The 21246-nt window shown below is 68.1% G+C and carries 20 protein-coding genes; 14 read left to right on the forward strand and 6 right to left on the reverse strand.

Annotated elements, in window-relative coordinates; genetic code table 11:
* Positions 1 to 45: 45 nt before the first annotated feature.
* The gene (locus tag NQ038_RS06925; protein ID WP_257046539.1) at positions 46 to 1116 is read left to right on the forward strand and encodes a ferrochelatase; all 1071 of its coding nucleotides are present in this window, start codon (positions 46 to 48) and stop codon (positions 1114 to 1116) included.
* A 72-nt stretch (positions 1117 to 1188) separates the two neighbouring features.
* Here NQ038_RS06925 and NQ038_RS06930 read toward each other — a convergent pair whose 3' ends face one another.
* Positions 1189 to 1407: a hypothetical protein gene (locus NQ038_RS06930; protein WP_257046538.1), complete on the reverse strand. Its 219-nt coding sequence runs from the start codon at positions 1405 to 1407 to the stop codon at positions 1189 to 1191.
* Between the two features lie 238 nt (positions 1408 to 1645).
* Here NQ038_RS06930 and NQ038_RS06935 point away from each other — a divergent pair, with 238 nt between their 5' ends.
* The gene (locus tag NQ038_RS06935; RefSeq protein ID WP_257046537.1) at positions 1646 to 1945 is read left to right on the forward strand and encodes a DUF4193 domain-containing protein; all 300 of its coding nucleotides are present in this window, start codon (positions 1646 to 1648) and stop codon (positions 1943 to 1945) included.
* Positions 1946 to 2042: 97 nt separating this feature from the next.
* On the opposite strand, the gene NQ038_RS06940 is transcribed toward NQ038_RS06935, so the two are convergent.
* Complete coding sequence (locus tag NQ038_RS06940; protein WP_257046536.1) at positions 2043 to 2516, reverse strand: DUF3093 domain-containing protein; 474 nt, start codon at positions 2514 to 2516, stop codon at positions 2043 to 2045.
* A gap of 90 nt (positions 2517 to 2606) precedes the next feature.
* Here NQ038_RS06940 and dut point away from each other — a divergent pair, with 90 nt between their 5' ends.
* Both dut and NQ038_RS06950 read left to right on the forward strand, forming a co-directional pair.
* Complete coding sequence (gene dut / locus NQ038_RS06945) at positions 2607 to 3044, forward strand: dUTP diphosphatase (protein WP_257046653.1); 438 nt, start codon at positions 2607 to 2609, stop codon at positions 3042 to 3044.
* Between the two features lie 43 nt (positions 3045 to 3087).
* A complete protein-coding gene (locus NQ038_RS06950; RefSeq protein WP_257046535.1) occupies positions 3088 to 3873 on the forward strand; it encodes a DUF3710 domain-containing protein in 786 nt (261 codons plus the stop codon).
* Between the two features lie 255 nt (positions 3874 to 4128).
* Here the strand turns inward: NQ038_RS06950 and NQ038_RS06955 are convergent, their stop codons facing one another.
* The gene (locus NQ038_RS06955) at positions 4129 to 4806 is read right to left on the reverse strand and encodes a TrkA family potassium uptake protein (protein WP_257046534.1); all 678 of its coding nucleotides are present in this window, start codon (positions 4804 to 4806) and stop codon (positions 4129 to 4131) included.
* Between the two features lie 40 nt (positions 4807 to 4846).
* Complete coding sequence (locus NQ038_RS06960; RefSeq protein WP_257062196.1) at positions 4847 to 5515, reverse strand: TrkA family potassium uptake protein; 669 nt, start codon at positions 5513 to 5515, stop codon at positions 4847 to 4849.
* A 40-nt stretch (positions 5516 to 5555) separates the two neighbouring features.
* Here NQ038_RS06960 and NQ038_RS06965 point away from each other — a divergent pair, with 40 nt between their 5' ends.
* The 7 genes from NQ038_RS06965 to dxs all read left to right on the forward strand — a co-directional run bounded on the left by NQ038_RS06965 (position 5556) and on the right by dxs (position 16201).
* Positions 5556 to 7592 (forward strand): APC family permease, encoded by a 2037-nt coding sequence (locus NQ038_RS06965; RefSeq protein ID WP_257046532.1) that lies wholly within the window; start codon positions 5556 to 5558, stop codon positions 7590 to 7592.
* A complete protein-coding gene (locus NQ038_RS06970; protein ID WP_257062197.1) occupies positions 7589 to 8950 on the forward strand; it encodes a class I SAM-dependent RNA methyltransferase in 1362 nt (453 codons plus the stop codon). Before NQ038_RS06965 ends, NQ038_RS06970 begins: the two co-directional genes overlap by 4 nt.
* 215 nt (positions 8951 to 9165) lie before the next feature.
* Positions 9166 to 11847 (forward strand): aconitate hydratase AcnA, encoded by a 2682-nt coding sequence (gene acnA, locus NQ038_RS06975; protein WP_257062198.1) that lies wholly within the window; start codon positions 9166 to 9168, stop codon positions 11845 to 11847.
* A gap of 213 nt (positions 11848 to 12060) precedes the next feature.
* Positions 12061 to 12561, forward strand: a complete 501-nt coding sequence (locus NQ038_RS06980; RefSeq protein WP_257062199.1) for a DUF3060 domain-containing protein — start codon at positions 12061 to 12063, stop codon at positions 12559 to 12561.
* Positions 12562 to 12566: 5 nt separating this feature from the next.
* A complete protein-coding gene (locus NQ038_RS06985) occupies positions 12567 to 13298 on the forward strand; it encodes a response regulator transcription factor (RefSeq protein ID WP_257062200.1) in 732 nt (243 codons plus the stop codon).
* Positions 13291 to 14208, forward strand: a complete 918-nt coding sequence (locus NQ038_RS06990) for a HAMP domain-containing sensor histidine kinase (RefSeq protein WP_257062202.1) — start codon at positions 13291 to 13293, stop codon at positions 14206 to 14208. The genes NQ038_RS06985 and NQ038_RS06990 overlap by 8 nt, the downstream gene beginning before the upstream one ends.
* A 94-nt stretch (positions 14209 to 14302) precedes the next feature.
* A complete protein-coding gene (dxs, locus tag NQ038_RS06995; RefSeq protein ID WP_257062218.1) occupies positions 14303 to 16201 on the forward strand; it encodes a 1-deoxy-D-xylulose-5-phosphate synthase in 1899 nt (632 codons plus the stop codon).
* Between the two features lie 13 nt (positions 16202 to 16214).
* Here dxs and NQ038_RS07000 read toward each other — a convergent pair whose 3' ends face one another.
* Together NQ038_RS07000 and NQ038_RS07005 are read right to left on the reverse strand one after the other, a co-directional pair.
* Positions 16215 to 17414, reverse strand: coding sequence for an HRDC domain-containing protein (locus NQ038_RS07000; RefSeq protein ID WP_257062203.1), 1200 nt, complete (start codon positions 17412 to 17414; stop codon positions 16215 to 16217).
* Complete coding sequence (locus tag NQ038_RS07005) at positions 17411 to 18004, reverse strand: DUF3000 domain-containing protein (protein ID WP_257046525.1); 594 nt, start codon at positions 18002 to 18004, stop codon at positions 17411 to 17413. The genes NQ038_RS07000 and NQ038_RS07005 overlap by 4 nt, the downstream gene beginning before the upstream one ends.
* Before the next feature lie 155 nt (positions 18005 to 18159).
* Here NQ038_RS07005 and NQ038_RS07010 point away from each other — a divergent pair, with 155 nt between their 5' ends.
* The 3 genes from NQ038_RS07010 to hemG all read left to right on the forward strand — a co-directional run bounded on the left by NQ038_RS07010 (position 18160) and on the right by hemG (position 21213).
* Positions 18160 to 18654 carry a flavin reductase family protein gene (locus NQ038_RS07010; protein WP_257056880.1) on the forward strand — a complete coding sequence of 165 codons (495 nt, stop codon included), beginning with the start codon at positions 18160 to 18162 and terminating at the stop codon, positions 18652 to 18654.
* Between the two features lie 79 nt (positions 18655 to 18733).
* Positions 18734 to 19789, forward strand: coding sequence for a uroporphyrinogen decarboxylase (gene hemE / locus NQ038_RS07015; RefSeq protein WP_257046523.1), 1056 nt, complete (start codon positions 18734 to 18736; stop codon positions 19787 to 19789).
* Complete coding sequence (gene hemG / locus NQ038_RS07020) at positions 19786 to 21213, forward strand: protoporphyrinogen oxidase (protein WP_257062205.1); 1428 nt, start codon at positions 19786 to 19788, stop codon at positions 21211 to 21213. The genes hemE and hemG overlap by 4 nt, the downstream gene beginning before the upstream one ends.
* The last annotated feature ends 33 nt before the right edge of the window (positions 21214 to 21246 follow it).

The following is a 21246-nucleotide window of genomic DNA, read 5'->3' on the forward strand; positions in this document are numbered from 1 at the left end:
TGGTCGTCGAGCGCGGTGACCGGGTGCGCTGGGTACAGTAGGGGTATGACCGAATCCTTACTGAGTCCCTACGACGCCGTTGTACTGGTGTCCTTCGGAGGGCCCGAGAAGCCCGACGACGTCCTCCCGTTCCTCAAGAACGTGACCCGTGGTCGGGGAATTCCCGATGCGCGGTTGGAGGTCGTGGGAGCGCATTACTACGGATTCGGCGGTAAGTCGCCGATCAACGACCAGAATCGGGCCCTGTTGGCTGCGCTGCGGGCCGAACTGGACTCCCGCTCCATCTCCACTCCGCTATTGTGGGGCAACCGGAATTGGGAGCCGTATCTGCCCGATGCGCTGCGCGAACACTCGCGGGCCACCGGCGCGAAGCGCTACCTGGCGATTCTGACCAGTGCATACTCCTCCTATTCGAGCGTCTGGCAGTACTACGACTACTTCGCCAAGACCCGCGAGGAACTGGCCTCCGAGGGCATCGAGGTCGAGATCGACGCGATTCGCCAATACTTCAACCATCCCGGTTTCGCCGACACCGAGGTCGACATCGTGCGCTCGGGGTTGGCCGCTCTGGACCGGCAGGTGGGCGGACTCGACCCGCAGCACCACCGCCTGCTCTACGTCACGCACTCGATCCCCGACCCGATGGAGGCCGAATCGGAGACCCGGTCGCACGGCTATCTGCACCAGCACGAGGAGCTCATCGACTACGTGGCCGAACAGCTGTCCGACGAATTGACGCTGCCGACCGAGCTGGTCTTCTGTTCGCGTTCCGGCGCCCCCGGCAGCCCGTGGCTGGAACCCGATATCAACGATCGGCTGCGCGAGCTCTCCGCACAGGGCGTCACCGGCGTCGTAGCGGTGCCGATCGGCTTCGTGTCCGACCATATGGAGGTCAAATACGACCTCGACACGGAGGCCGCCCAGACCGCTGCGGAGTTGGGCCTGGACTACCACCGTGCTGCCACGGTCTCGACCTCTCCCGGGTTCGTTGCGGGCCTGGTCGACCTGCTGGAGGAGCGCGCGGCCCAGGCCTCGGGGAAGAGCCCGGAAAGGCCTGCCGTGACCCCACAGGGTCCGTTGGACGGCGGTGACGGCGAGCCCTGGCGCGCAGCCTGAAGAGGGCATCGGAAAGCGAGGGGGCCGGTCCCGCACCTTGAGTGCGGGACCGGCCCCCTCGCATTTTGTCGATCAGGCCTCTTCGACGATGGGGATCGCACCCGTTTCGACGGCCAGCACGTGGCGCATCTGCGAGGTGTCGACATCGTTGTCATCGGCCAGGCCGACGAGGGACCCGAGTTCTTCGAGCAGGGCCTCGGCCTTGAAATCGTCGTCGGCGGCGCGGGCGTCCGCGAGCATCTGGCGTAGATCGGTTACCCTGTTGTCGAGTTCGGTTTCGAATTGGCTCATCGTCACTCCTTTCAGGGTCGGATACCCCGGCCGGGGTATCCGGAGGCGGGGCGGAAATCGCCAGTTCGGCGATGTCCTCCAGTCTAGAAACCGCGCTTGCGAATACTCTGTGAGCAACGTCATATATCGGATGGGCATAAATTTTTGCGCAAAGTGTTCGAACGGTAGACAATGCTTGAGACGTCGAAACGATATCCCTTGTATGTACACCAAATGAACTCGCGGAGTGTGGTCTCTTATGGCAACAGATTACGATCAGCCTCGGAAGCAGGACGAGGACGTCAACAGTGATTCGCTAGAGGAGCTGAAGGCGCAGCGCAATCAGAAGCAGGCCAGCCAGGTCGATGAGGACGAGACCGCGGTAGCCGACAGCTACGAGCTGCCGGGTGCCGACCTGTCCAACGAGGAACTCTCGGTGCGTGTTCTGCCGAAGCAGAACGACGAATTCACCTGCATGGAGTGCTTCCTGGTGCGGCATCGTTCGCAGCTGGCCAGTGACGATGGCGGTGTGCTCGTGTGCACCGACTGCGCCGGCTGAGCCGATACCGGAACGATATGGTCCGTTCCATGGATGTGTAAAGGAGCCCGGATCCCCGCAGGGGGATCCGGGCTCCTTGTCCATGTCCCCGATACTCTCAGGCGGTCGGCGATCCGGAGTTGATTGCGGCGGCCAAGGCCTCCGGATCACGACTGGAGACGATCCAGTACGGCGTCGGGTCCGCCGGATCATCCAGTTCCACGCGAACCGCGGTGCGGATCCAAGGGCGGATGAAGATGAATGCGCGCGCGTCCAGACCGGGGCCACACTCCCACCTGGTCTTCTCCCGGTCCAGGGCGGTGGCCGTGCCCACCAACCGGCGGTCGATATGGGCGGGGCCCGCGTACAGCGCATCCGGGGTGACGATCACCGTCGGCGAGAGCCGGGCCAGTCCGAAGAAGACCAGGATGCAGATGACGATGGGCACCAGGAGCCCGCCCAGGGGCCAGACCGGCAGGACGATGAGTGAGGTCATGCCGGAAATCAGCGCCGCGACGATCCACCAGGTCACAGGTGGGAAGGCACGGTCACGATACAGGACGCCGGAGGCGGACGTGGGAACGTTTGACATACGTCGATTCTCCCACATCGGTCCTTCCGGGCTTGGGCACAGGCAGCGGCGGCGGTAGAGTGGCCAGCCGTGGAACACGTTACGAACGTCATGCTCAAGCAGATCGACAAGGGTCTGCCCTGCCCCGCATACGAACACGTCGGCGATGCGGGCGCCGACCTATATTCGACGGAGGACTTCACCCTGCAGCCGTTTGAGCGGCGCACGGTGGGAACGGGCATCGCGATCGCGTTGCCCGCCGGGCTGGCCGGTTTCGTCCACCCGCGCTCGGGACTGTCATCGAAGCGGGGCGTGACGGTCGTCAATTCCCCCGGCACGATCGACTCCGGTTATCGCGGAGAGATCAAGGTGCCGCTGATCAATCTGGACCCGGTGGAGGCCGTGAGCATCACCCGCGGCGATCGCATCGCCCAGCTGGTGGTCCAGCCCGTCGTCCGCGTCGACTTCACCCCGGTCGACTGCCTGGACGATTCCCAGCGCGGTACCGGCGGCTTCGGTTCCACCGGCGGATTCGATATGGGAGACTGAAAAGCGGACCGCACCGGTCCGCAGGCGAGGAAAGAAGGACGCAGTGGGACTCTTCGATCGGTTCCGGAAGAAGCACGAGGAATCGCAGGAGCCGTCGAACGCGGCGGCGGGGGCACAGGAGGCAGATGACACCGCGGGGTCGTCCGAGCCGGTCCCGGCAGAGCAGGAGACCCCTGCGGAGGACGAGGAGTTCGCCAAGCAGGCTCCGCGCGACCGGTCCGAGAACGGGCCGTGGGACGCCGCAGAGGACGCCCTGGACGGCAATCGGATCGATTTGGGCGCCCTACGGATCCCGGTGGTCGACGGACTGCAGTTCCAGCTGGAGACCGCCGAGGACGAGCAGACGATCATGGCGGCCTCGGTTGTCTACGGTGAGGGCAAGATGCAACTGCAGGCCTTTGCCGCGCCCAAGACCGAAGGGCTGTGGGGCGAGGTCAGGGCTTCACTGATCGAGGGCATCACGGCCTCGGGCGGTAAGGCCAGGGAGGCGTTCGGCGAGCACGGCTACGAGATCGTCGCGGGTGTGCCTGTGGCCGACCGCTCCGGACGGGCGCATCTGCATCCGGCCCGGTTCCTGGGAGTCGACGGGCCCCGCTGGTTCCTGCGCGCAGTGCTCACCGACGCTGCGGCGACCGATGACGAGGCGGCCGAGCTGTTCCTCAAGATCTTCCGCGGCACCATCGTCGAGCGTGGCGACCAGGCGATGCCCCCGCGCGAGGTGCTGCTCCTGTCGGCCCCCAGGGTCGACGACGGTGAGGGTGAGGTACAGGACGCCGATGAGGACCCCAATCCGTTCGCCCGCGGTCCCGAGATCGCCGAGGTCAGATGACCCCTGGGCGGTCTGGCGACACTTCGATCGCCGGGCTGCGGGACAGACAGCGGGCCACGGTGATCGGCGATATCGTCGCCGTCACCCGGTCGGTGCCCGGCTCGCGCCCGCGCCTGGATCTCGACGTCGACGACGGGACGGGAACCGTGGCCGTGCGGTTCCTCGGCCAACGTGAGGTGCCGGGGCTGTTCCCCGGGCGGCGGGTGGTCATCACCGGTCGTTTCGCCGATGTGGGCGCCGGCGGTCTCATCGTGTTCAATCCCGTATATCGTCTGCTGAACCGGTCAGCAGCCCCAGCAGAGGGGCCTCATCGTCGGGTGGGCAGACGAAGAACAACTCATCACCGGTGACCAGCTGAACGTCGGGTCCAGGGACGATGGCCTTGGAACTGCGCACGATAGCCACGAGTGCGGTGTCCCCGGGCCAGCGCAGCTGCCCGATCCGCTGCCCCGCCACCGGGTCGGTGGTGGCGACGGTGAATTCCATCAGCCCGGTCCGACCCCGGTCCAGGTTCATCAACCGCACCAGTCCGCCCACCTCGACGGCCTCCTCGACCAATGCTGTCATCAGCCGTGGAGTGGATACCGCCACATCGACGCCCCAGTTGTCGTCGAACAGCCATTCATTGCGGGGATTGTTCACCCGGGCCACGGTGCGCGGCACCGCGAATTCCGTCTTCGCCAGCAGGCTGAGAACCAGATTCGTCTTATCGTCGCCGGTTGCGGCGACCACCACATCGGCGGTGTCGAGCCGGGCTTCGGACAGCCCGGTCAGTTCACAGGCGTCCGAGCGCAGCCAGGTGGCACCTGGCACCCGGTCGCGGCGGATGGCATCCTTGTTCCGGTCGATCAGCTGGACCTCGTGGTGTTTTTCCAGCAGCTCTCTGGCCACCGACCGACCGACCGAGCCGGCGCCGGCAATCACAACGCGCATCGTCTTCCCCTTGTTTCGGCGGAGCGCTCACGGCGCACCGTCACTCCTCGTCGTCCCGCGGTGGGCGGTCCAGTACCCGGGTGATCTCCGGCAGTCCGGAGCGTTCACAGCTCAGATGCACCTGATCGCCCTGCTGGACCAGATCGTCGGGTCCCGGCAGCATTCCATCGCCGAGGCGTGTGACGAAAGCCACCCGTGCCCGCACGGCGGTTTCGATCTCCTTGAATGGTCGGGCGACCCAGGCCGGGTGCAGATGCACCTGGGCGATCACGATGCGCCCCGAGGGGTCGCGGTACTCGCTGACCGAGCCGGAGGGGATGAGGCGGCGCATCATCTGATCGGCCGTCCACCGGACGGTGGCGACGGTGGGGATGCCCAGGCGCTCGAACACCTGGGCGCGGTGCGGATCGTAGATCCGGGCCGCCACATTGGCCACTCCGAATGTCTCCCTGGCCACCCGGGCGGCCAGGATATTCGAGTTGTCCCCGCTGGAGACGGCCGCGAAGGCGTATGCATCGCCGGTGCGCGCACGCGAGAGGGCGTCGCGGTCGAAACCGATCCCTGTGACGGTTGAGCCGGAGAAGTCCTTGCCCAAGCGCGTGAAGGCATCGGGGTCACGGTCCACCACGGCCACCGTATGGCCGTTCTTGTCCAGGGTGCGCGCCAGCAGCGCCCCGACCCGCCCGCATCCCATGATGACGAAGTGCACGAGGTCCCTCCAGGCCCGGAAACCCCGGGAGTGCTCTACGATGGCTGTCGTGGCAAGCAGTATTTCTGATGCCGTCAAAAGACTACTCGTTGGGCGGCCGTTTCGCAGCGACAGTTACCGTGTCCAGGCCCTGCCCAAGCGCATCGCCATGCCGGTCTTCGCCTCCGACATGCTCTCATCCGTGGCCTATGCCCCCGATGAGATCCTGCTGGGTCTGGCGGTGGCTGGCATGGCCGGACTGCACCTGGGGCCGTGGGTGGGCGTGGGCGTTGGTGTGGTCATCGTCCTATTGGTGCTGTGCTATCGGCAGAACCTGCGTGCCTATCCCGATGGCGGTGGGGACTACGAGGTGGCCGCGAAGAACCTGGGGCGCGGCCCCTCCCTGTTCGTCGCCTCGGCCCTGCTGGTCGACTACACGCTCACCCTGGCGGTTTCGATGGCGGTCTTCGCGGCCTATCTGGCCGCGGCCTGGCCCGTGCTGGCGCCGCATACCGTGTGGATCGCGGTGGCCGGTATCGCGCTGGTGACACTGCTGGGCCTGCGCGGCTGGCGCTCCCGCCGGAAACTTCTGGCCGCCCCCACCTATCTGTTCATCGCGGCGGTTGGGTTGACCCTGATCGTCGGTGCGATCCGGGTTCTCTCCGGGGACCCCCCGAGCACCGCCAGCTCGCAGCTGCACATCGCCGATCCCGCCGACCCCGGCGCCCAACTGACGGGGATCGGCCTGCTGGTGCTCTTCCTGCGGTCCTTCGCCTCGGGGTCGGTGGCGCTGGCGGGGGTGGAGACCGTCGCAACGGCGGTCCCCAGTTTCCGCAAGCCGCGCGGGCGCAACGCCGGCAACACCCTGTTGTTGACCGGGGTGCTCTCGATCGTGCTGTTGGTGGGACTGACGTGGCTGGCCGGGGTGACCGGCGTCAAATACGTCGAGCGGCCGGAACAGGCGCTGCTACGCGCCGATGGCACGCCGGTGGGCGACTACGCCCAGGACCCCGTGCTGGGGCAGCTGGCACTGGGCGTCTTCGACTTCGCGCCGGCGCTGGGCTATTGCGTGATCATCATCGCAGCACTGGTACTGCTGGCGGCGGCCAACACCTCGGTCGAGGGCTTTCCCGGTCTGGCCTCTCGGCTGGCGCGTGACGGCTTCCTGCCGCGCCAGCTCGCCCAGCGCGGGGACCGAATGACCCTGTCCAATGGCATCCTGTTGCTGGCCGGCGCCGCCGTGGTGCTGGTCGTGGCCACAGGGGCGGAGCCGACCCGGTTGGTGCAGATGTACCTGGTCGGAGTGTTCTTCTCCTTCGCGATCGGGCAGCTGGGCATGGTGCGCCACTGGACGGTCAGGGTGCGCCGGATGGTGTCCTCGCCGGCGCGCACCCGGATGCTGGCCGCGCGCCTGGTGGCAGGATTCTCCCTGGTCGTGGTCGGCGCGGTGCTGCTCATCGTGGTGGTCACCAAGTTCACCCACGGCGCCTGGCTGGCGCTTGTGGCGATGGTGGTGCTCTCGCTCATCATGGGCGCTGTGCGCAGGCACTACCAGCGGGTCGATTCGGAGTTGGCGGCGGCGCCCGACGATCCCGCTCAGCGCCTGCCGCCGAACACCCACGCGGTGGTCGTGGTCACGGAGATCCACAAGCCGACGCTGCGCGCGCTGTCCTTCGCCCGCGCCACCCGGCCGACGTTCATCGGAGCGATCACGGTGGCCGTAGACGAGGACGCGGCGGCTCAACTGCAGCGCCGGTGGGACGAGATGGAGCTGCCGGTCCCATTGACCATCCTGGCCTCGCCCTACCGGGCCCTGGTGCGCCCGGTGCTGGGCCACATCGCGCGGATCCGCCGTGACAATCCGGAGGATCTGGTGATCGTGTTCATCCCACAGTTCATCCTGGGCCGGTGGTGGGAGCACCTGCTGCACAATCAGACCGTGTTGAGATTGAAATCACGCCTGCTCATCGTGCCCAATGTGGTGGTGGCGACCGTGCCGTGGCGTCTGCAGTCGTTCACCGCGGGTCCGGACGCGTATATTGAACCCTTGCGCCCTGCGCGCGATCAGTCGGAGACCACATGGGGAGACCAGATATGAACGAGCGCCCGCAGCTCGGAGACGAACTCGAATTACAGGTCCTGCGACCCGCCGCCGGCGGGGAGTCGGTGGCGACGGGGGAGTACGGCACGGTGTTCGTCACCGGCACCCTGCCCGGCGAGACCGTGCGGGCCAGGATCACCGAGATCAAGCCGCGTTTCGCAAGGGCCGCAACCGTCGAGGTGCTCGACGCCGCTGCAGCACGGGTACCCGATCGCCGGGTGGCCTGGGGTGCCGAGGGCGTGGGAGGCGTCGAATTCGCCCACGTCGACTTGGCGACCTCCCGAGACCTCAAGGCCCAGGCGGCCCGGGATCAGCTTGCCCGCATCGGCGGGATCGAAACCGAGCTGAGCGTGGCTCCCGCACCCCTGGAGGCCACCGGGGGACAGGACGCCGGACAGGCCTGGCGGACACGTGTCCAACTGGCGGTGCGCCCCGACGGGCGCCCCGGGATGTACCGCGCGGGCACGCACGATGTCGTCGACGTCGACCGGCTGCCCTTGGCGGTCGGGGAACTGGACGCCCTGGGGGTCCAACACGGCGTCTTCCCCGGTGTGTCCCGGATCGAGCTGGCAGCCGGCACCGGGTGCGGGACGATCGTGGCGACCGGTCGGCCCTCTGCACAGGCAACCGCGGCGCTGCGCTCGATCGCCGAGGCCTCGGGCTTCAGCCTGTTAGTAGCTTCCTCCCACGGCAGGGTGGCGGGCGCGGGACGGCGCCAGCGCGGTGGCAAACAGGTTCGGGCCCGGCGCCCGAAGCCGGGTTCGGATACCGCCCAGGGTGCTATCACCCTGGGGGAGACGACACTGCTCCAGCGGGTTGCCGCCAGTGATTTCCGGGTTAGCGCCCAGGGTTTCTGGCAGGTCCACCGGGATGCCGCCGAGGTGCTCTCGGACCGGGTGCTCTCACGCATCGACGGGACCGACAGCGTGCTCGACCTGTACTGCGGTGCAGGCCTGTTCTCCCTGCGTGCGGCGCATGAACTCGGTGTGCCGGTGATCGGGCTGGAGGGCTCGGCGCGTGCCGTCGAGGACGCCAGGGCGAATGCGCAGCGACTGCTGGGCGCGGGCAGCACCGGCGCCGAATTCGGCACCGCCCGGATCGAGCGGCTGACCGAGTTGCCCGGTGCCGACACCGTGATCGTCGACCCGCCGCGGGCCGGCCTGGGCCAGAAAGTGGTCGACCTGATCTCCGGAACCGGAGCCGGACGGCTGCTCTACGTCTCCTGCGATCCCGGCACCTTCGCCCGCGATGCGAAGAACCTGCTGGAGCGCGGCTGGCGGCTGGAGACCGTTGAGGGGCACGATCTGTTCCCACTGACGGCGCATGTGGAATTTTTCAGTGAATTTGTTCGCTAATTCCCTCAGGGCGCGCCAGCTTGAGGCTCACCACGCCGATGCGGGATGGTAGAGCCGAAACCCTCGCAATCCCCTAGAATCCGCGCCGTTCATTCTGTGATCCGCAGTGGCGGGCCGGGCCCGAATGGGCTAGAATTTATCTTGATGTCAAGATAGTTTAGGCCAGCGGATTGTGACCTAAATAGGATCTTGGATAACCGATCAGGAGAGTGACGATGAGCAACGTCGATAGCTTCAAAGCCAAGAGCACTCTTGAGGTCGGAAGCAACAGCTATGAGATCTACCGCCTCGATGCGGTGGACGGCTCGCAGAAGCTTCCGTACAGCCTCAAGGTACTCCTGGAGAACCTGCTGCGCACCGAAGATGGTGCGAATATCACGGCAGACCACATCAAGGCCCTGGCCGACTGGGATCCCAGCGCGGAACCCAGCGTCGAAATCCAGTTCACGCCCGCCCGCGTCGTCATGCAGGACTTCACCGGCGTGCCCTGCATCGTCGACCTGGCTACGATGCGCGAAGCCGTGAAGGATATGGGCGGCGATCCGACCAAGATCAACCCGCTGGCACCGGCCGAACTGGTCATCGACCACTCGGTGCAGATCGACTCCTTCGGTTCCGAGGACTCGATCAAGCGCAATATGGACATCGAATACCAGCGCAACGGGGAACGCTACCAGTTCCTGCGCTGGGGCCAGACCGCCTTCGACGACTTCAAGGTCGTTCCCCCGGGCATGGGCATCGTTCACCAGGTCAACATCGAGCACCTGGCCCGCGTGGTCATGGCCCGTGAGACCGACGGTGTCATGCGCGCCTACCCCGACACCCTGGTCGGCACCGACTCGCACACCACGATGGTCAACGGCCTGGGCGTGCTCGGCTGGGGCGTCGGCGGCATCGAAGCCGAGGCCGCCATGCTGGGCCAGCCCGTGTCGATGCTGATCCCGCGCGTGGTCGGCTTCAAGCTGACCGGTTCGATCCCCTCGGGCGTGACCGCCACCGACGTCGTGCTGACCATCACGGACATGCTGCGCCAGCACGGCGTGGTCGGCAAGTTCGTGGAGTTCTACGGCCAGGGCGTGGGCGAGGTCCCGCTGGCCAACCGTGCGACGATCGGCAATATGAGCCCCGAGTTCGGTTCGACCGCTGCGATCTTCCCGATCGACGAGGTCACCCTGGACTATCTGCGCCTGACCGGCCGCTCCGACGAGCAGGTCGCCCTGGTGGAGAAGTACACCAAGGAACAGGGCCTGTGGCACGATCCGTCTGTCGAGGTCGACTACTCGGAGTACCTGGAACTGGACCTGGGCACCGTCGTCCCCTCGATCTCCGGGCCCAAGCGCCCTCAGGACCGGATCGAGCTGACCGACGCCAAGGCACAGTTCGAAAAGGACATCCACAACTACGCCAAGCCGGGCGAGGAGGCGAAGGAAGCAGACGTCGCGATGGGCGATGGACGCAACTTCGCACTGAAGAACGGCGCCGTGGCGATCGCCTCGATCACCTCGTGCACCAACACCTCGAACCCCTCGGTGATGATGGCCGCAGGCCTCTTGGCACGTAAGGCCAATAAGCTGGGCCTGAAGACCAAGCCGTGGGTCAAGACCTCGATCGCACCCGGATCGCGCGTCGTCAGCGAATACTACGACAAGGCCGGCCTGATCCCGGACCTCGAAGCGCTGAACTTCTACGTGGTCGGCTACGGCTGCGCGACCTGCATCGGCAACTCCGGCCCGCTGGAGAACGAGATCTCGCAGTCCATCCAGGACAACGACCTGTCCGTGACCGCAGTGCTTTCGGGCAACCGCAACTTCGAGGGCCGCATCAGCCCCGACGTCAAGATGAACTACCTGGCCTCCCCGCCGCTGGTCATCGCCTATGCGCTGGCCGGCACGATGGACTTCGACTTCGACAACCAGCCCCTGGGGCAGGACTCCGAGGGCAAGGACGTCTACCTCAAGGACATCTGGCCCTCGCCGGAGGAAGTCCAGGAGGTCATCGACTCCTCGATCGACACCGCCATGTTCGACAAGGAATACGGCACGATCTTCGACGGTGACGAGCGCTGGCAGTCCCTGCCCACGCCCGAGGGCAAGACCTTCGAGTGGGACGAGAACTCCACCTATGTGCGCAAGCCCACCTACTTCGACGGCATGCCCGCGGAACCGGAGCCCGTCTCCGACATCAGCGGCGCCCGCGTGCTGCTGAAGCTGGGCGACTCGGTGACCACCGACCACATCTCGCCCGCAGGTTCCTTCAAGGCCGACACCCCGGCCGGCAAGTACCTGGTCGAGCACGGCGTCGAGCGCAAGGACTTCAACTCCTACGGCTCGCGACGCGGTAACCACGAGGTCATGATCCGCGGCACCTTCGCCAACATCCGCCTGGCCAATCAGCTGCTGGACGGTGTGCAGGGCGGCTTCACCCGCGACTTCACCCTCGAAGGCGGCCCGCAGACCACGGTCTTCGACGCCTCGCAGAACTACCAGGCCGCCGGCATTCCGCTGGTTGTCCTCGGTGGCAAGGAATACGGCACCGGCTCCTCGCGTGACTGGGCCGCCAAGGGCACCAAGTTGCTCGGTGTGGGCGCCGTCATCGCCCAGAGCTTCGAGCGGATCCACCGCTCGAACCTCATCGGCATGGGCGTCGTCCCGCTGCAGTTCCCGGCAGGCGAATCCGCCGAGACCCTGGGCCTGGACGGCACGGAGACCTTCGATATCGCCGGTCTGACGGAGCTGAACAACGGGACCACCCCGAAGACCGTCAAGGTCACCGCAACCGCGGCCGACGGTTCCACCACGGAGTTCGACGCGGTCGTGCGCATCGACACCCCCGGGGAGGCCGACTACTACCGTAACGGCGGCATCCTGCAGTACGTGCTGCGTTCGCTCGTGAAGTGATCGTTCGGTAGCATCGCTACGGCGCGGGGCCGGAGGGACATCATGTCCCTCCGGCCCCGCGCCGTTTCCGGCATACTGTGATCATGCCGCAGGCGTATCGCAGATCTGAGACAGGGCTGCGACACGCTTGCGATCAACCGGCGAACCATTCCCCATAACGTGGTTCATGAGCCGATCGGACCCCGATCACTCCCGACTACCGAGGAGCCTCCCATGAAAGCCCGCAAGCCCCTGATCCTGTCCGCCGCTCTGTCCGCCGTCGCACTCTCCCTGAGCGCCTGCATGACCGTCGACCAGCGCGGCTCCCAGTCGGCCGACTCCGCCCCACCGGGCGGCGACGACACGGCGGCGTCAGCTCCGGCAGCTGGGACCACGACGGGCGAACTCCCCGCCGCGAGCACTTTCGGAGCCGCGGTCACCTCCCGCACGGGTTGTGCCGGTGGCAGCATCGACATCGGCGAGACCGACGCGGTGGTCGAACTGACCGAACACTGCGCGAACGTCACCGTCTCAGCCGCCGACGCCGTCGTCCTGGCCCCGCACGGGATCGGTGCGCTGATTATCACCGGTGCCGGGAACTCTGTGGCCACGTCCGCAGTCGAGTCGGTGAACATGTCCGGCTCGGATAACACCGTGGCCTATGCGGGTCCCGCTCCGCAGACCAGCGGCGACGGAGTCGACAACACGGTCTCGACCACGCCCCTGCAGGGCTGAGGCCGGTGGACACCGGGGGCACCAGGATCCTCCTGGTCGACGACGATCCGGCGATCAGGGACAGCGTCGGATCCTTTCTGCAGCGCGCCGGATTCGCCGTTTCCTGCGCTGCGGATGGACTCGAGGCCCTGGCCCAGCTGGCCGCGGGCCAGGGCTCCGGGCCCGCCGTGGTCGTCTCCGACGTCATGATGCCCGGCCTCGACGGCCGCGAACTGCTGCGGCGGATGCGCGCGGCCGGGATCTGGACTCCGGTCCTCCTGCTGACCCGGGTGGGCCAGGCCGCTGAACGCTCCGCGGCACTCGACGAAGGCGCAGACGACTATCTGAACAAGCCCTTCGAACCCCAGGAGTTGGCCTCGCGCATCCGGGCGCTGGTGCGGCGCAGCCGGCCGGCACCGGGGCCCGTGGCCGATGTGCTGGTGGCCGGCCCCCGCTCCACGGGGGAGGTCAGGCTCGAACGGGAGGGCCGGCGGGTCTTCCTGGGGCCCGCCGAGGTCTCCTTGACACCGCGGGCCTTCGCTCTGCTCGACTTCTTCATGATGCACCCGGACGAGACCCACAGTCGGGAAACCCTGCTCGAGCGGGTCTGGGGATTCGAGTCCGTCGTCGCCTCGCGCGCCGTCGACCACCGGATCGCCGAACTGCGCCGCGTGCTGCACGAGGACGCCTCCGACCCCACTCTGATCCGCACGGTGCCGGGTGGCTACCGGCTGATCGCAGCGGTGCGCCGTGGCTGAGCGCCGAGGCCTGCGGATCGGTGACTGGACGGCCCTGCTCCTGGTCTGCGCACTGCTTACCAGCGGGATTCTCGTATGGCTGCTGGCGCCGTCGACCTGGCTGTCGGCCTCGGCCCCACTGGGCGCCGTGATCGGAGGAGCCGGGGTGCTTGTGCTCTGCGCCTACACCGCCCTGGCGATCGCGGGGAGGCGTGCGGCGACGCGGCTCGACCGGGCGCGCGCGGCCGAGCGCGAGGCCGCGGCCCAGGCGCGCCGCAGGTTCCTCTCCCGGCTCGACCACGAGCTGAAGAACCCCGTGACGGTGGTGCGCTCCCTGGCGGCCGAACGGGCCGAACGCGATCCGGCCTGGGCCGGGGTGCGCGGCCAGGCCGACCGGATGGCGCGCCTGGTCGGGGATCTGCGCGCGCTGGCCGAACTCGAGGAGACACCCCTGGCGGTCGAACCGGTCGATCCGGGCCTGTTGATCCGCGAAGCAGTCGAGGACCTCGCCGAGGAGACGGGCACCGGCCCCCGCGCCCGGATCTCGGTCCAGCTGCCATCGGCGCCCTGGCCCCTGCCGCTGTGTCCTGGCGACCCGGACCTGCTGCGCCTGGCGATCGGCAACCTCGTGAGCAATGCCGTGAAGTACACGGATGTGGGGCAGAGGGTCGAGGTGCGCGGCAGCGAGGCCGACGGCTGGGTGGTCATCGAGGTTGTGGACACCGGCCGGGGCATCCCCGCCGCCGAGGTCGCGACGGTCTTTGAAGAGCTGGGCAGGGCTTCGAATGCGCTCGATCGCCCCGGCTCCGGGGTCGGCCTGGCCCTGGTGCGGGTGATCGTCGCGCGCCACGGCGGCACCGTGTCCCTGCGCTCACGGCTGGGGGAGGGCACCAGCGTCCGCCTGGCCCTGCCATTGCCCACCGGGCACTGAGCTGAGCGTCGGCTCATAACCGGCCCTGGCAGGACGAGGATAGGATGGACGCGGCTCGTGTTCGGCGGGTCGTGACCGTGCAAGGAGGCCGCCCATTCTTTCCGATATCGCCTCTCCACAGGACCTCAAACGCCTGGACCCGGCCGAATGCGAGGTACTGGCCAAGGAGATCCGCGACGTGCTGGTCGACACCGTCGCACGCACCGGCGGGCACCTGGGCCCCAACCTCGGGGTCGTGGAACTCACCCTGGCCCTGCACCGCACCTTCGACTCACCGCGGGACACCCTGCTGTTCGACGTGGGCCACCAGGCCTACGTCCACAAGCTGCTGACCGGCCGGGCCGAGCGCTTCGAGACCCTGCGACAATTCGGCGGGCTCTCCGGTTACCCCAGCCGTGCCGAAAGCGACCACGATGTGCTCGAGCACTCGCACGCCTCGGCCGCCCTGTCCTGGGCCGACGGGATCGCGAAGGCCCACCAGCTGCGCGGGGAGTCCGAGCGCTACGTCGTCGTGGTGATCGGTGACGGGGCACTGACCGGGGGTATGGCCTGGGAAGCGCTGAACACGATCGCAGCGGACAAATCGGTACCCGCCCGGCGTCTGATCATCGTCGTCAACGACAACGGTCGCTCCTATTCGCCCACCGTCGGCGGCTTCGCCGAACACCTCGACGCGCTGCGCACCTCGAACGCCTATGAACAGCTACTGGACTGGGGCAAGGAGGCGCTGCACCATTCGGGGATCCCCGGACGCGCCGCCTATACCGCGATGCACGGGATGAAGCGCGGACTCAAGGACATGTTCTCCGCCCCCGAGGCCGGGATGTTCGCGGACCTGGGCATCAAGTACATGGGGCCGATCGACGGCCACGACCAGTTCGCCCTGGAGAAGGCGCTGGAGCGGGCCAAGGGCTACACCCAGGGGCCCGTCATCGTGCACGCACTGACCGAGAAGGGCCACGGCTACGGCCCGGCCGTGGCCGATGAGGCCGATCAGTTCCACTCGGTGGGCGTGATCGACCCGGTAACCGGCCGGGCCCAGCCCAGCACCGGCACTTCCTATACCCAGGTGTTCGGCCAGGAGATCCTCGAGATCGCCCGGCGCCGCGAGGATATCGTGGCGATCACCGCGGCGATGCTGGACCCGGTCGGGCTGCGCCCCTTCGCCACCGAGTTCCCCGAGCGGGTATTCGACGTCGGCATCGCCGAACAGCACGCGGTGGCCTCTGCCGCAGGCCTTGCCTACGGCGGCCTGCACCCGGTCGTGGCCGTCTACGCGACGTTCCTCAACCGCGCCTTCGACCAGCTGCTGATGGACGTGGCCCTGCACCGGCAGGCAGTGACCATCGTGCTCGACCGGGCGGGGATCACCGGCCCGGACGGGGCCAGCCACCACGGCGTGTGGGACATGGCGCTGGCCCGGATCGTGCCAGGCCTGCGCCTGGCAGCCCCGCGCGACGCCGAACGCCTGCGGGAGGAACTGAACGAGGCGGTGGCGATCGAGGACGGCCCGTCCATCGTGCGCTTCGCCAAGGGCACTGTCGGTCGGGAGATCGTCGCGCTGCACCGCGACGCCTGTGGCGTCGACACCCTGGCCGAGGTCCCCGCCGGCCTGGCCGCCGATGTCTACATCGTGTCCGTCGGCGCCCTGGCCGACCGGGCGCTGGCCGTGCACGCCCGGCTGGCGGAAGCCGGGATCGGGGCCAGTGTGGTCGACCCCCGCTGGGTTCTGCCCGTCCCGGCCCCGGTCGTGACAGATGGGGCCGCACACCGTTTGGTCGTGGTGATCGAGGATGGGGTCAAACTAGGCGGCATCGGCACACAGGTGCGCCAGGACCTGCGCGATGAGGAGCACCGCACGGGGGTGCTCGAACTCGGGGTGCCGCACGAATTCCTCCCGCACGGCACCCGTGAGGAGATCCTCGAGCTGGCCGGCCTCGACGTCGAGACCATGGTGCGCCGGATCACCGGCCACCTGGCCGGCACCGACTGAAGCCCGGTGCCGACTAGAGGTTCGCCAATGCCCGTGCCAGCGGGTCCGCTGCGTACTCGATCTGCCAGGGCCTGGCGGCATGCGCGGCCAGGAAATCGGCGATGAAGGCCCCATCGCCGATGCTCGGCAGGCCTGCCAGCTCCTTGAGGATCTTGGGCGCCAGGACGATTTCCCTGGGCATGTCGAGCTCCGCCGCGACGTGCCCCAGAGAGGCCCGCAGCGCCTCGAGCCGGGCCTTGACCAGGTCCTTGTCGACCCGGGGCCCGGCCTTGCCATCGGCCTTGCGACCCGGCATGGAGGACTCGGGCAGTTTATCGGCGGCCTTGAGCACGGAGTAGAACTCCCTGGCATCCGCGGGAGTCGGGCCCTTGCCCGGTAGGTGCAGGATGTCGGAGGGGGAACGGACATGGCCTGCGGCGATGGCCACGAGCTTCTTATCGGGCACCACCCGCCCCGGTGCCACATCGCGGTCCTCGGCCAAATCGTCGCGCAGCGCCCACATCGCGCGCACCCGGCCCAGCTGTCTGCGCGACTTCAGCGCACCCAGACCGTGCACCCGGCGCCAGGGCTCGGCGTAGACCTTCGGTTCGAAGGTCTTGAGATGGGCGAACTCCTGGACGGCGAAGCCGTCCTTGCCCGCAGCGCGCAGCCGCTGCCACAGCAGCTCCTCGAGCTGGGGCAGTAGCTCAACATCGAGAGCTGCATAGGCCAGCCAGTCGTGCGGCAGGGGCCGGTGGGACCAGTCCACGGCCGAATGCTCCTTGGCCAGGCGCACGCCCAGCAGGCCACCGACCACGCTGGCCAACCCGATCCGCTCGAAGTTCAGCAGCTGGGCGGCCAGTTCGGTGTCGAAGAGCGCATCGGGGTGCATTCCGCGCTCGGCCAGGCACGGCAGATCCTGGGTGGCGGCGTGCAGGATCCATTCGACCCCATCCAGGGCACGGGAGACCCCGCGCAGATCCGGCAGGGCCTCTGGGTCGACGAGCACGATGCCCGCGCCCACGCGTTTGAGCTGGATCAGGAAGGCGCGCTGGCCGTAGCGGATCCCCGAGGCGCGCTCCGCATCGAGGCCCACGGGGCCGGACCCGGACCGCAGAGCCGCGACGGCGGTGGCGAGTGCAGCGGGCGTGTCGACGACCTCGGGCACGCCGGCCGCGGGTTCGGCCAGCAGCGGCAGGGCCTCAAGCGAATCGTCGGACTGGGGGTTGCTCATGGGCGGTTGCTCCCTGGGAAGGCGCTGACGCCCTCGGGTAGTGGTGGAAGGCCTGCGACCGTGCAGAGCAGGTCGAGCCAGGCGTCGATGTGGTCCGCGACGTCCTCCGGGGCGGCGAGGATGGGAGTCCAGGACGCGCGCAGTTCGAGATCGCGGGTGTCGGGTCTTTCGGCCAGGATGCCGAAGCTCTCGGCGAGCACCCGGGTGGTCTGCCCGCCCACGCGCTCGACGGTGGCGTGGTGTCGGTTCAACGCCTCGGTCAGCCAGGACCAGGCGACTGGGCCCAACAGGACCTCCTCTGCCATCTCGGGCTCGAGTTCGGACCGGATGTAGGTCACGATCCGGAATTCGCCGCCCCACTCACGGGGGGCCGAGGCATCGTAGAGCAGGGCCATCCGGCCCGTGCCGATGACAGCCGGAACGGCCCCGCCGGATACGCGGGCACTCAGCGCTGCCGCCCAGGGGGCCAGCCCGCCGGGTGCGGAAACCTCCTCGAGGGTCACCGGGCCGGCGCTGCCGGCCTGTGCCAGAGCCCGATGAGCGCGCTCGAACGGCTCCGGGATTCTTCTCAGCTGCATGGGTTGGTCCACTCTGCAACTGTAAGACCTGGCCGCGGACCCCGTGCGTCCGGCTCGCCGACCGCACGGTGTGGCGTCATATGACTCACACGCCCGCCGGGGCGGCGGGGTGGGAATATGTTGATGTCGAGACGTGTTGTCTTCGAAGATCTACGGAAGGAAGAACCATGGCAGTTGAGCCCGCGGCATTCAAGCACGCATTCGGACACCACCCGGCGGGGGTCGCGGTGATCTCTGCGGCGGGCCCGGACGGACCCGCCGGACTGACGGTGTCCTCGGTCGCCAGCGTTTCCGTCAATCCGCCTGCTCTGCTGTTCTCCCTGAGTACCAGCCGGGGCTCGGCCTCGAAGATCCTGGCCGCGGACAGCTTCGTGGTCAACCTGCTGGGAGCAGACCAACTGCCCATCGCCCAGTCCTTCGCCAAGCCGGGCGCTCCGCGGTTCACCACGGAGCAGGGCTGGAGCACTCTGCCGACGGGCGAGCCGGTCCTGTCCGGGGTGCACGCCGCACTGCGCTGTACGCCGTTCGAGAAGGTTGCGATCGGGGACTCGACGTGCATCGTCGCCCGTGTCGAGGACGTCGTCGTCGACGCAGCAGGGGACCCATTGGTCTATATGGACCGTGGTTTCTACACCCTGGACGCCGAACACGTGATCGGCTGACCATCCGCCGGATGAGATCTTCAAGGTCACACCGCGATACCGTCCGCGGCGGGCAACCGGATTTGAGACGATAGGGCATATGGTTTCCACTCTTGTGCGCGCCGCACGTTCCCAGGACGTCGACTTCACCCCGGTCTGGTTCATGCGCCAGGCCGGCCGGTCCCTGCCCGAATACCGCGAGCTGCGCCGCGGCAATGCAATGCTCGAGGCCTGCCGAACCCCCGACCTCGTCACCGAGATCACCCTCCAGCCGGTCCGTCGGCACGGCGTGGACGCGGCCATCTTCTTCTCCGATATCGTCGTGCCCCTGCAGGCCGCGGGGGTGGGCGTCGAGATCAAACCGGGCGTCGGGCCCGTCATCGACCACCCCGTGCGCTCGCGGGCCGATCTGGACCGGCTGCCGGAGCTGAGCGCCGAACACTTCGCGGACATCACCGAGTCCGTCACCCGGATCACAGCAGAACTGGGCGAGACCCCGCTGATCGGTTTCGCCGGTGCGCCGTTCACGGTCGCCAGCTACCTGATCGAGGGCGGGCCGAGCAAGAACCACGAGAAGACCAAGGCGATGATGCTGGGCGATCCGGCCCTGTTCCACGACATCCTGGAACGCCTGGCCGGCTATTCCGCGACTTTCATCGGGGTGCAGCTGGCCGCGGGGGCCTCCGCCTTCCAGCTGTTCGACTCCTGGGCGGGCTATCTGGGACCCGACGACTACATCGGCTCCGTGCTCGAGCACTCCACCGCGGTTTTCGAGGCCCTGCGGCCCTACGATGTCCCCGGCTTCCACTTCGGCGTGCAGACCGGCGAACTGCTCGAACCGATGTCACGGGCGGGCTCCGATGTCATGGGCGTGGACTTCCGGGTCCGGCTGGCCGACGCATCTGCGCGTGTGCAGCCGGGCCAGGCGCTGCAGGGCAACCTCGACCCCGCTCTGCTGTTCGCTCCCTGGGAAGTGCTGCGCCCGCGCATCGCCGATATCGTCAAGGCCGGCCTGGACCACGGCGGCCACGTGTTCAATCTGGGCCACGGCGTCCTGCCGAACACCGATCCGGCAGTGCCGGGCCTCATCGTCGACGAGGTCCATCGGGTCAGCGCGGAACTCATCGCAGCCCGCAGGGCGGGGGAGGCCGCATGAGCGCGCCCGCCGATTTCATCATCGTCGGCGCGGGGATCTCCGGACTCGTCACCGCCTGGCGCCTGCACACGGCCCAGCCGGCCGCCCGCATCCGCGTCATCGAACGGCGTGTTCGACTGGGCGGCTGCCTCAAGCGCGATGAGCTGGGCGGCTACGCCGGACTCGGCGCCGATGTGGGCGCCGAGGCCAGCCTCTACGTCCGCCCGGAAACCCGCGCCCTGGCCGCGGAGCTGGATCTGGAACCGGTCTATCCGGACCGGTCCCAGCACTCACAGCTGTTCGTCGGCGGGCGTCTGCATGAGATGCCGGCCGGCACTCTGATGGGGGTCCCGGGCGATCCGCAGTCGCTGCACGGGATCCTCAGCGAGCCCGAAATCGAGCGCGTGGCCCATGAACAGCTCACCGATCCGGTGGCAGGCGACGTGGCCGTCGGAGAGTTCCTCGCCGCCCGCCTGGGCGATGCGGTCGTCGATAAACTCATCGACCCGTTGCTCGGCGGCGTATACTCCGGCCGCTGCCGCGACCTGTCCATGGCCGCCACCGTGCCCGCCCTGCTGCCGGCTGCCAATACCGGCGCCGGAGTCCTTGAGACGGTCAGGCAGACCCTGGCCCGGCGCACCGCGACCCGCGGCGCAAACGTTCCCGGCACCCAGACCGCCGACGCCCCACCGACCTTCATGAGCCTGCCGGGCGGTATCAACGGACTCGTGGACGCCCTGGCGACGCGGCTGCGCGGCGCCGGAGTCGAACTGCTGACCGCCACTGAGGTCGAACAGATCGCCCGGAGTGAGAACGGCTGGTCCGTGACCACGGCAGGCGGGCACCCCATGAGCGCAGCCAACCTGGTCCTGGCGGTGCCGGCCTATGCGGCGGCCGGGCTGCTGCGGGCCGTGGACGAACCGGCGGCCGAACGCATCGCGGGCAGGCTCGGCGCCATCCCCTATGCGAATTCGGCACTGGTGAACACGGTGCTGCGCCTGGACGGGGAACTGACGGGTTCGGGCTTCCTGGTGCCGCCGGCGGAGCCGGCCTTCATCAAGGCCTCGACCTTCGCCTCGAACAAGTGGCCGTGGCTGCGCGATTCCCTGCCCGAGGGGCTGGCGGTGGTGCGGATGAGCATCGGGCGCTACGGCGATCCGGCCTCGGCCTGGTCCGAGCTGTCCGATGCGGAACTGATCGACCGCGCAGTGGCCGACTGGTCGCGGATCACCGGGCGCCACGACGAACTGGTCCACGCCGGCGTCCAACGCTGGAACCAGGCCCTGCCACAGTATCTGCCCGGACATCTGGAGCGCACAGCGGAACTCGACGCTGACCTGGCCGGCATCCCCGGCCTGGGACTGGTCGGCTCGGCCTTCGACGGGGTCGGCATCCCGGCCTGCATCAAGCGCGCCACCACCGAGGCCGCCCGGCTGAGCGCCTGAGGCCCCGCTCCACATCGACTTCATTGCAATCCG

The sequence above is a fragment of the Brevibacterium sp. 50QC2O2 genome (genome assembly GCF_024580675.1).
Lineage (GTDB): Bacteria > Actinomycetota > Actinomycetes > Actinomycetales > Brevibacteriaceae > Brevibacterium > Brevibacterium moorei.

Coding starts and splice junctions, on each gene's coding strand:
- NQ038_RS06925 (WP_257046539.1), top strand. CDS start 46: ATGACCGAATCCTTACTGAGTCCCTACGACGCCGTTGTACTGGTGTCC.
- NQ038_RS06930 (WP_257046538.1), bottom strand. CDS start 1,407: ATGAGCCAATTCGAAACCGAACTCGACAACAGGGTAACCGATCTACGC.
- NQ038_RS06935 (WP_257046537.1), top strand. CDS start 1,646: ATGGCAACAGATTACGATCAGCCTCGGAAGCAGGACGAGGACGTCAAC.
- NQ038_RS06940 (WP_257046536.1), bottom strand. CDS start 2,516: ATGTCAAACGTTCCCACGTCCGCCTCCGGCGTCCTGTATCGTGACCGT.
- dut (WP_257046653.1), top strand. CDS start 2,607: ATGCTCAAGCAGATCGACAAGGGTCTGCCCTGCCCCGCATACGAACAC.
- NQ038_RS06955 (WP_257046534.1), bottom strand. CDS start 4,806: ATGCGCGTTGTGATTGCCGGCGCCGGCTCGGTCGGTCGGTCGGTGGCC.
- NQ038_RS06965 (WP_257046532.1), top strand. CDS start 5,556: ATGGCTGTCGTGGCAAGCAGTATTTCTGATGCCGTCAAAAGACTACTC.
- NQ038_RS06970 (WP_257062197.1), top strand. CDS start 7,589: ATGAACGAGCGCCCGCAGCTCGGAGACGAACTCGAATTACAGGTCCTG.
- acnA (WP_257062198.1), top strand. CDS start 9,166: ATGAGCAACGTCGATAGCTTCAAAGCCAAGAGCACTCTTGAGGTCGGA.
- NQ038_RS06980 (WP_257062199.1), top strand. CDS start 12,061: ATGAAAGCCCGCAAGCCCCTGATCCTGTCCGCCGCTCTGTCCGCCGTC.
- NQ038_RS07000 (WP_257062203.1), bottom strand. CDS start 17,414: ATGAGCAACCCCCAGTCCGACGATTCGCTTGAGGCCCTGCCGCTGCTG.
- NQ038_RS07010 (WP_257056880.1), top strand. CDS start 18,160: ATGGCAGTTGAGCCCGCGGCATTCAAGCACGCATTCGGACACCACCCG.
- hemE (WP_257046523.1), top strand. CDS start 18,734: ATGGTTTCCACTCTTGTGCGCGCCGCACGTTCCCAGGACGTCGACTTC.
- hemG (WP_257062205.1), top strand. CDS start 19,786: ATGAGCGCGCCCGCCGATTTCATCATCGTCGGCGCGGGGATCTCCGGA.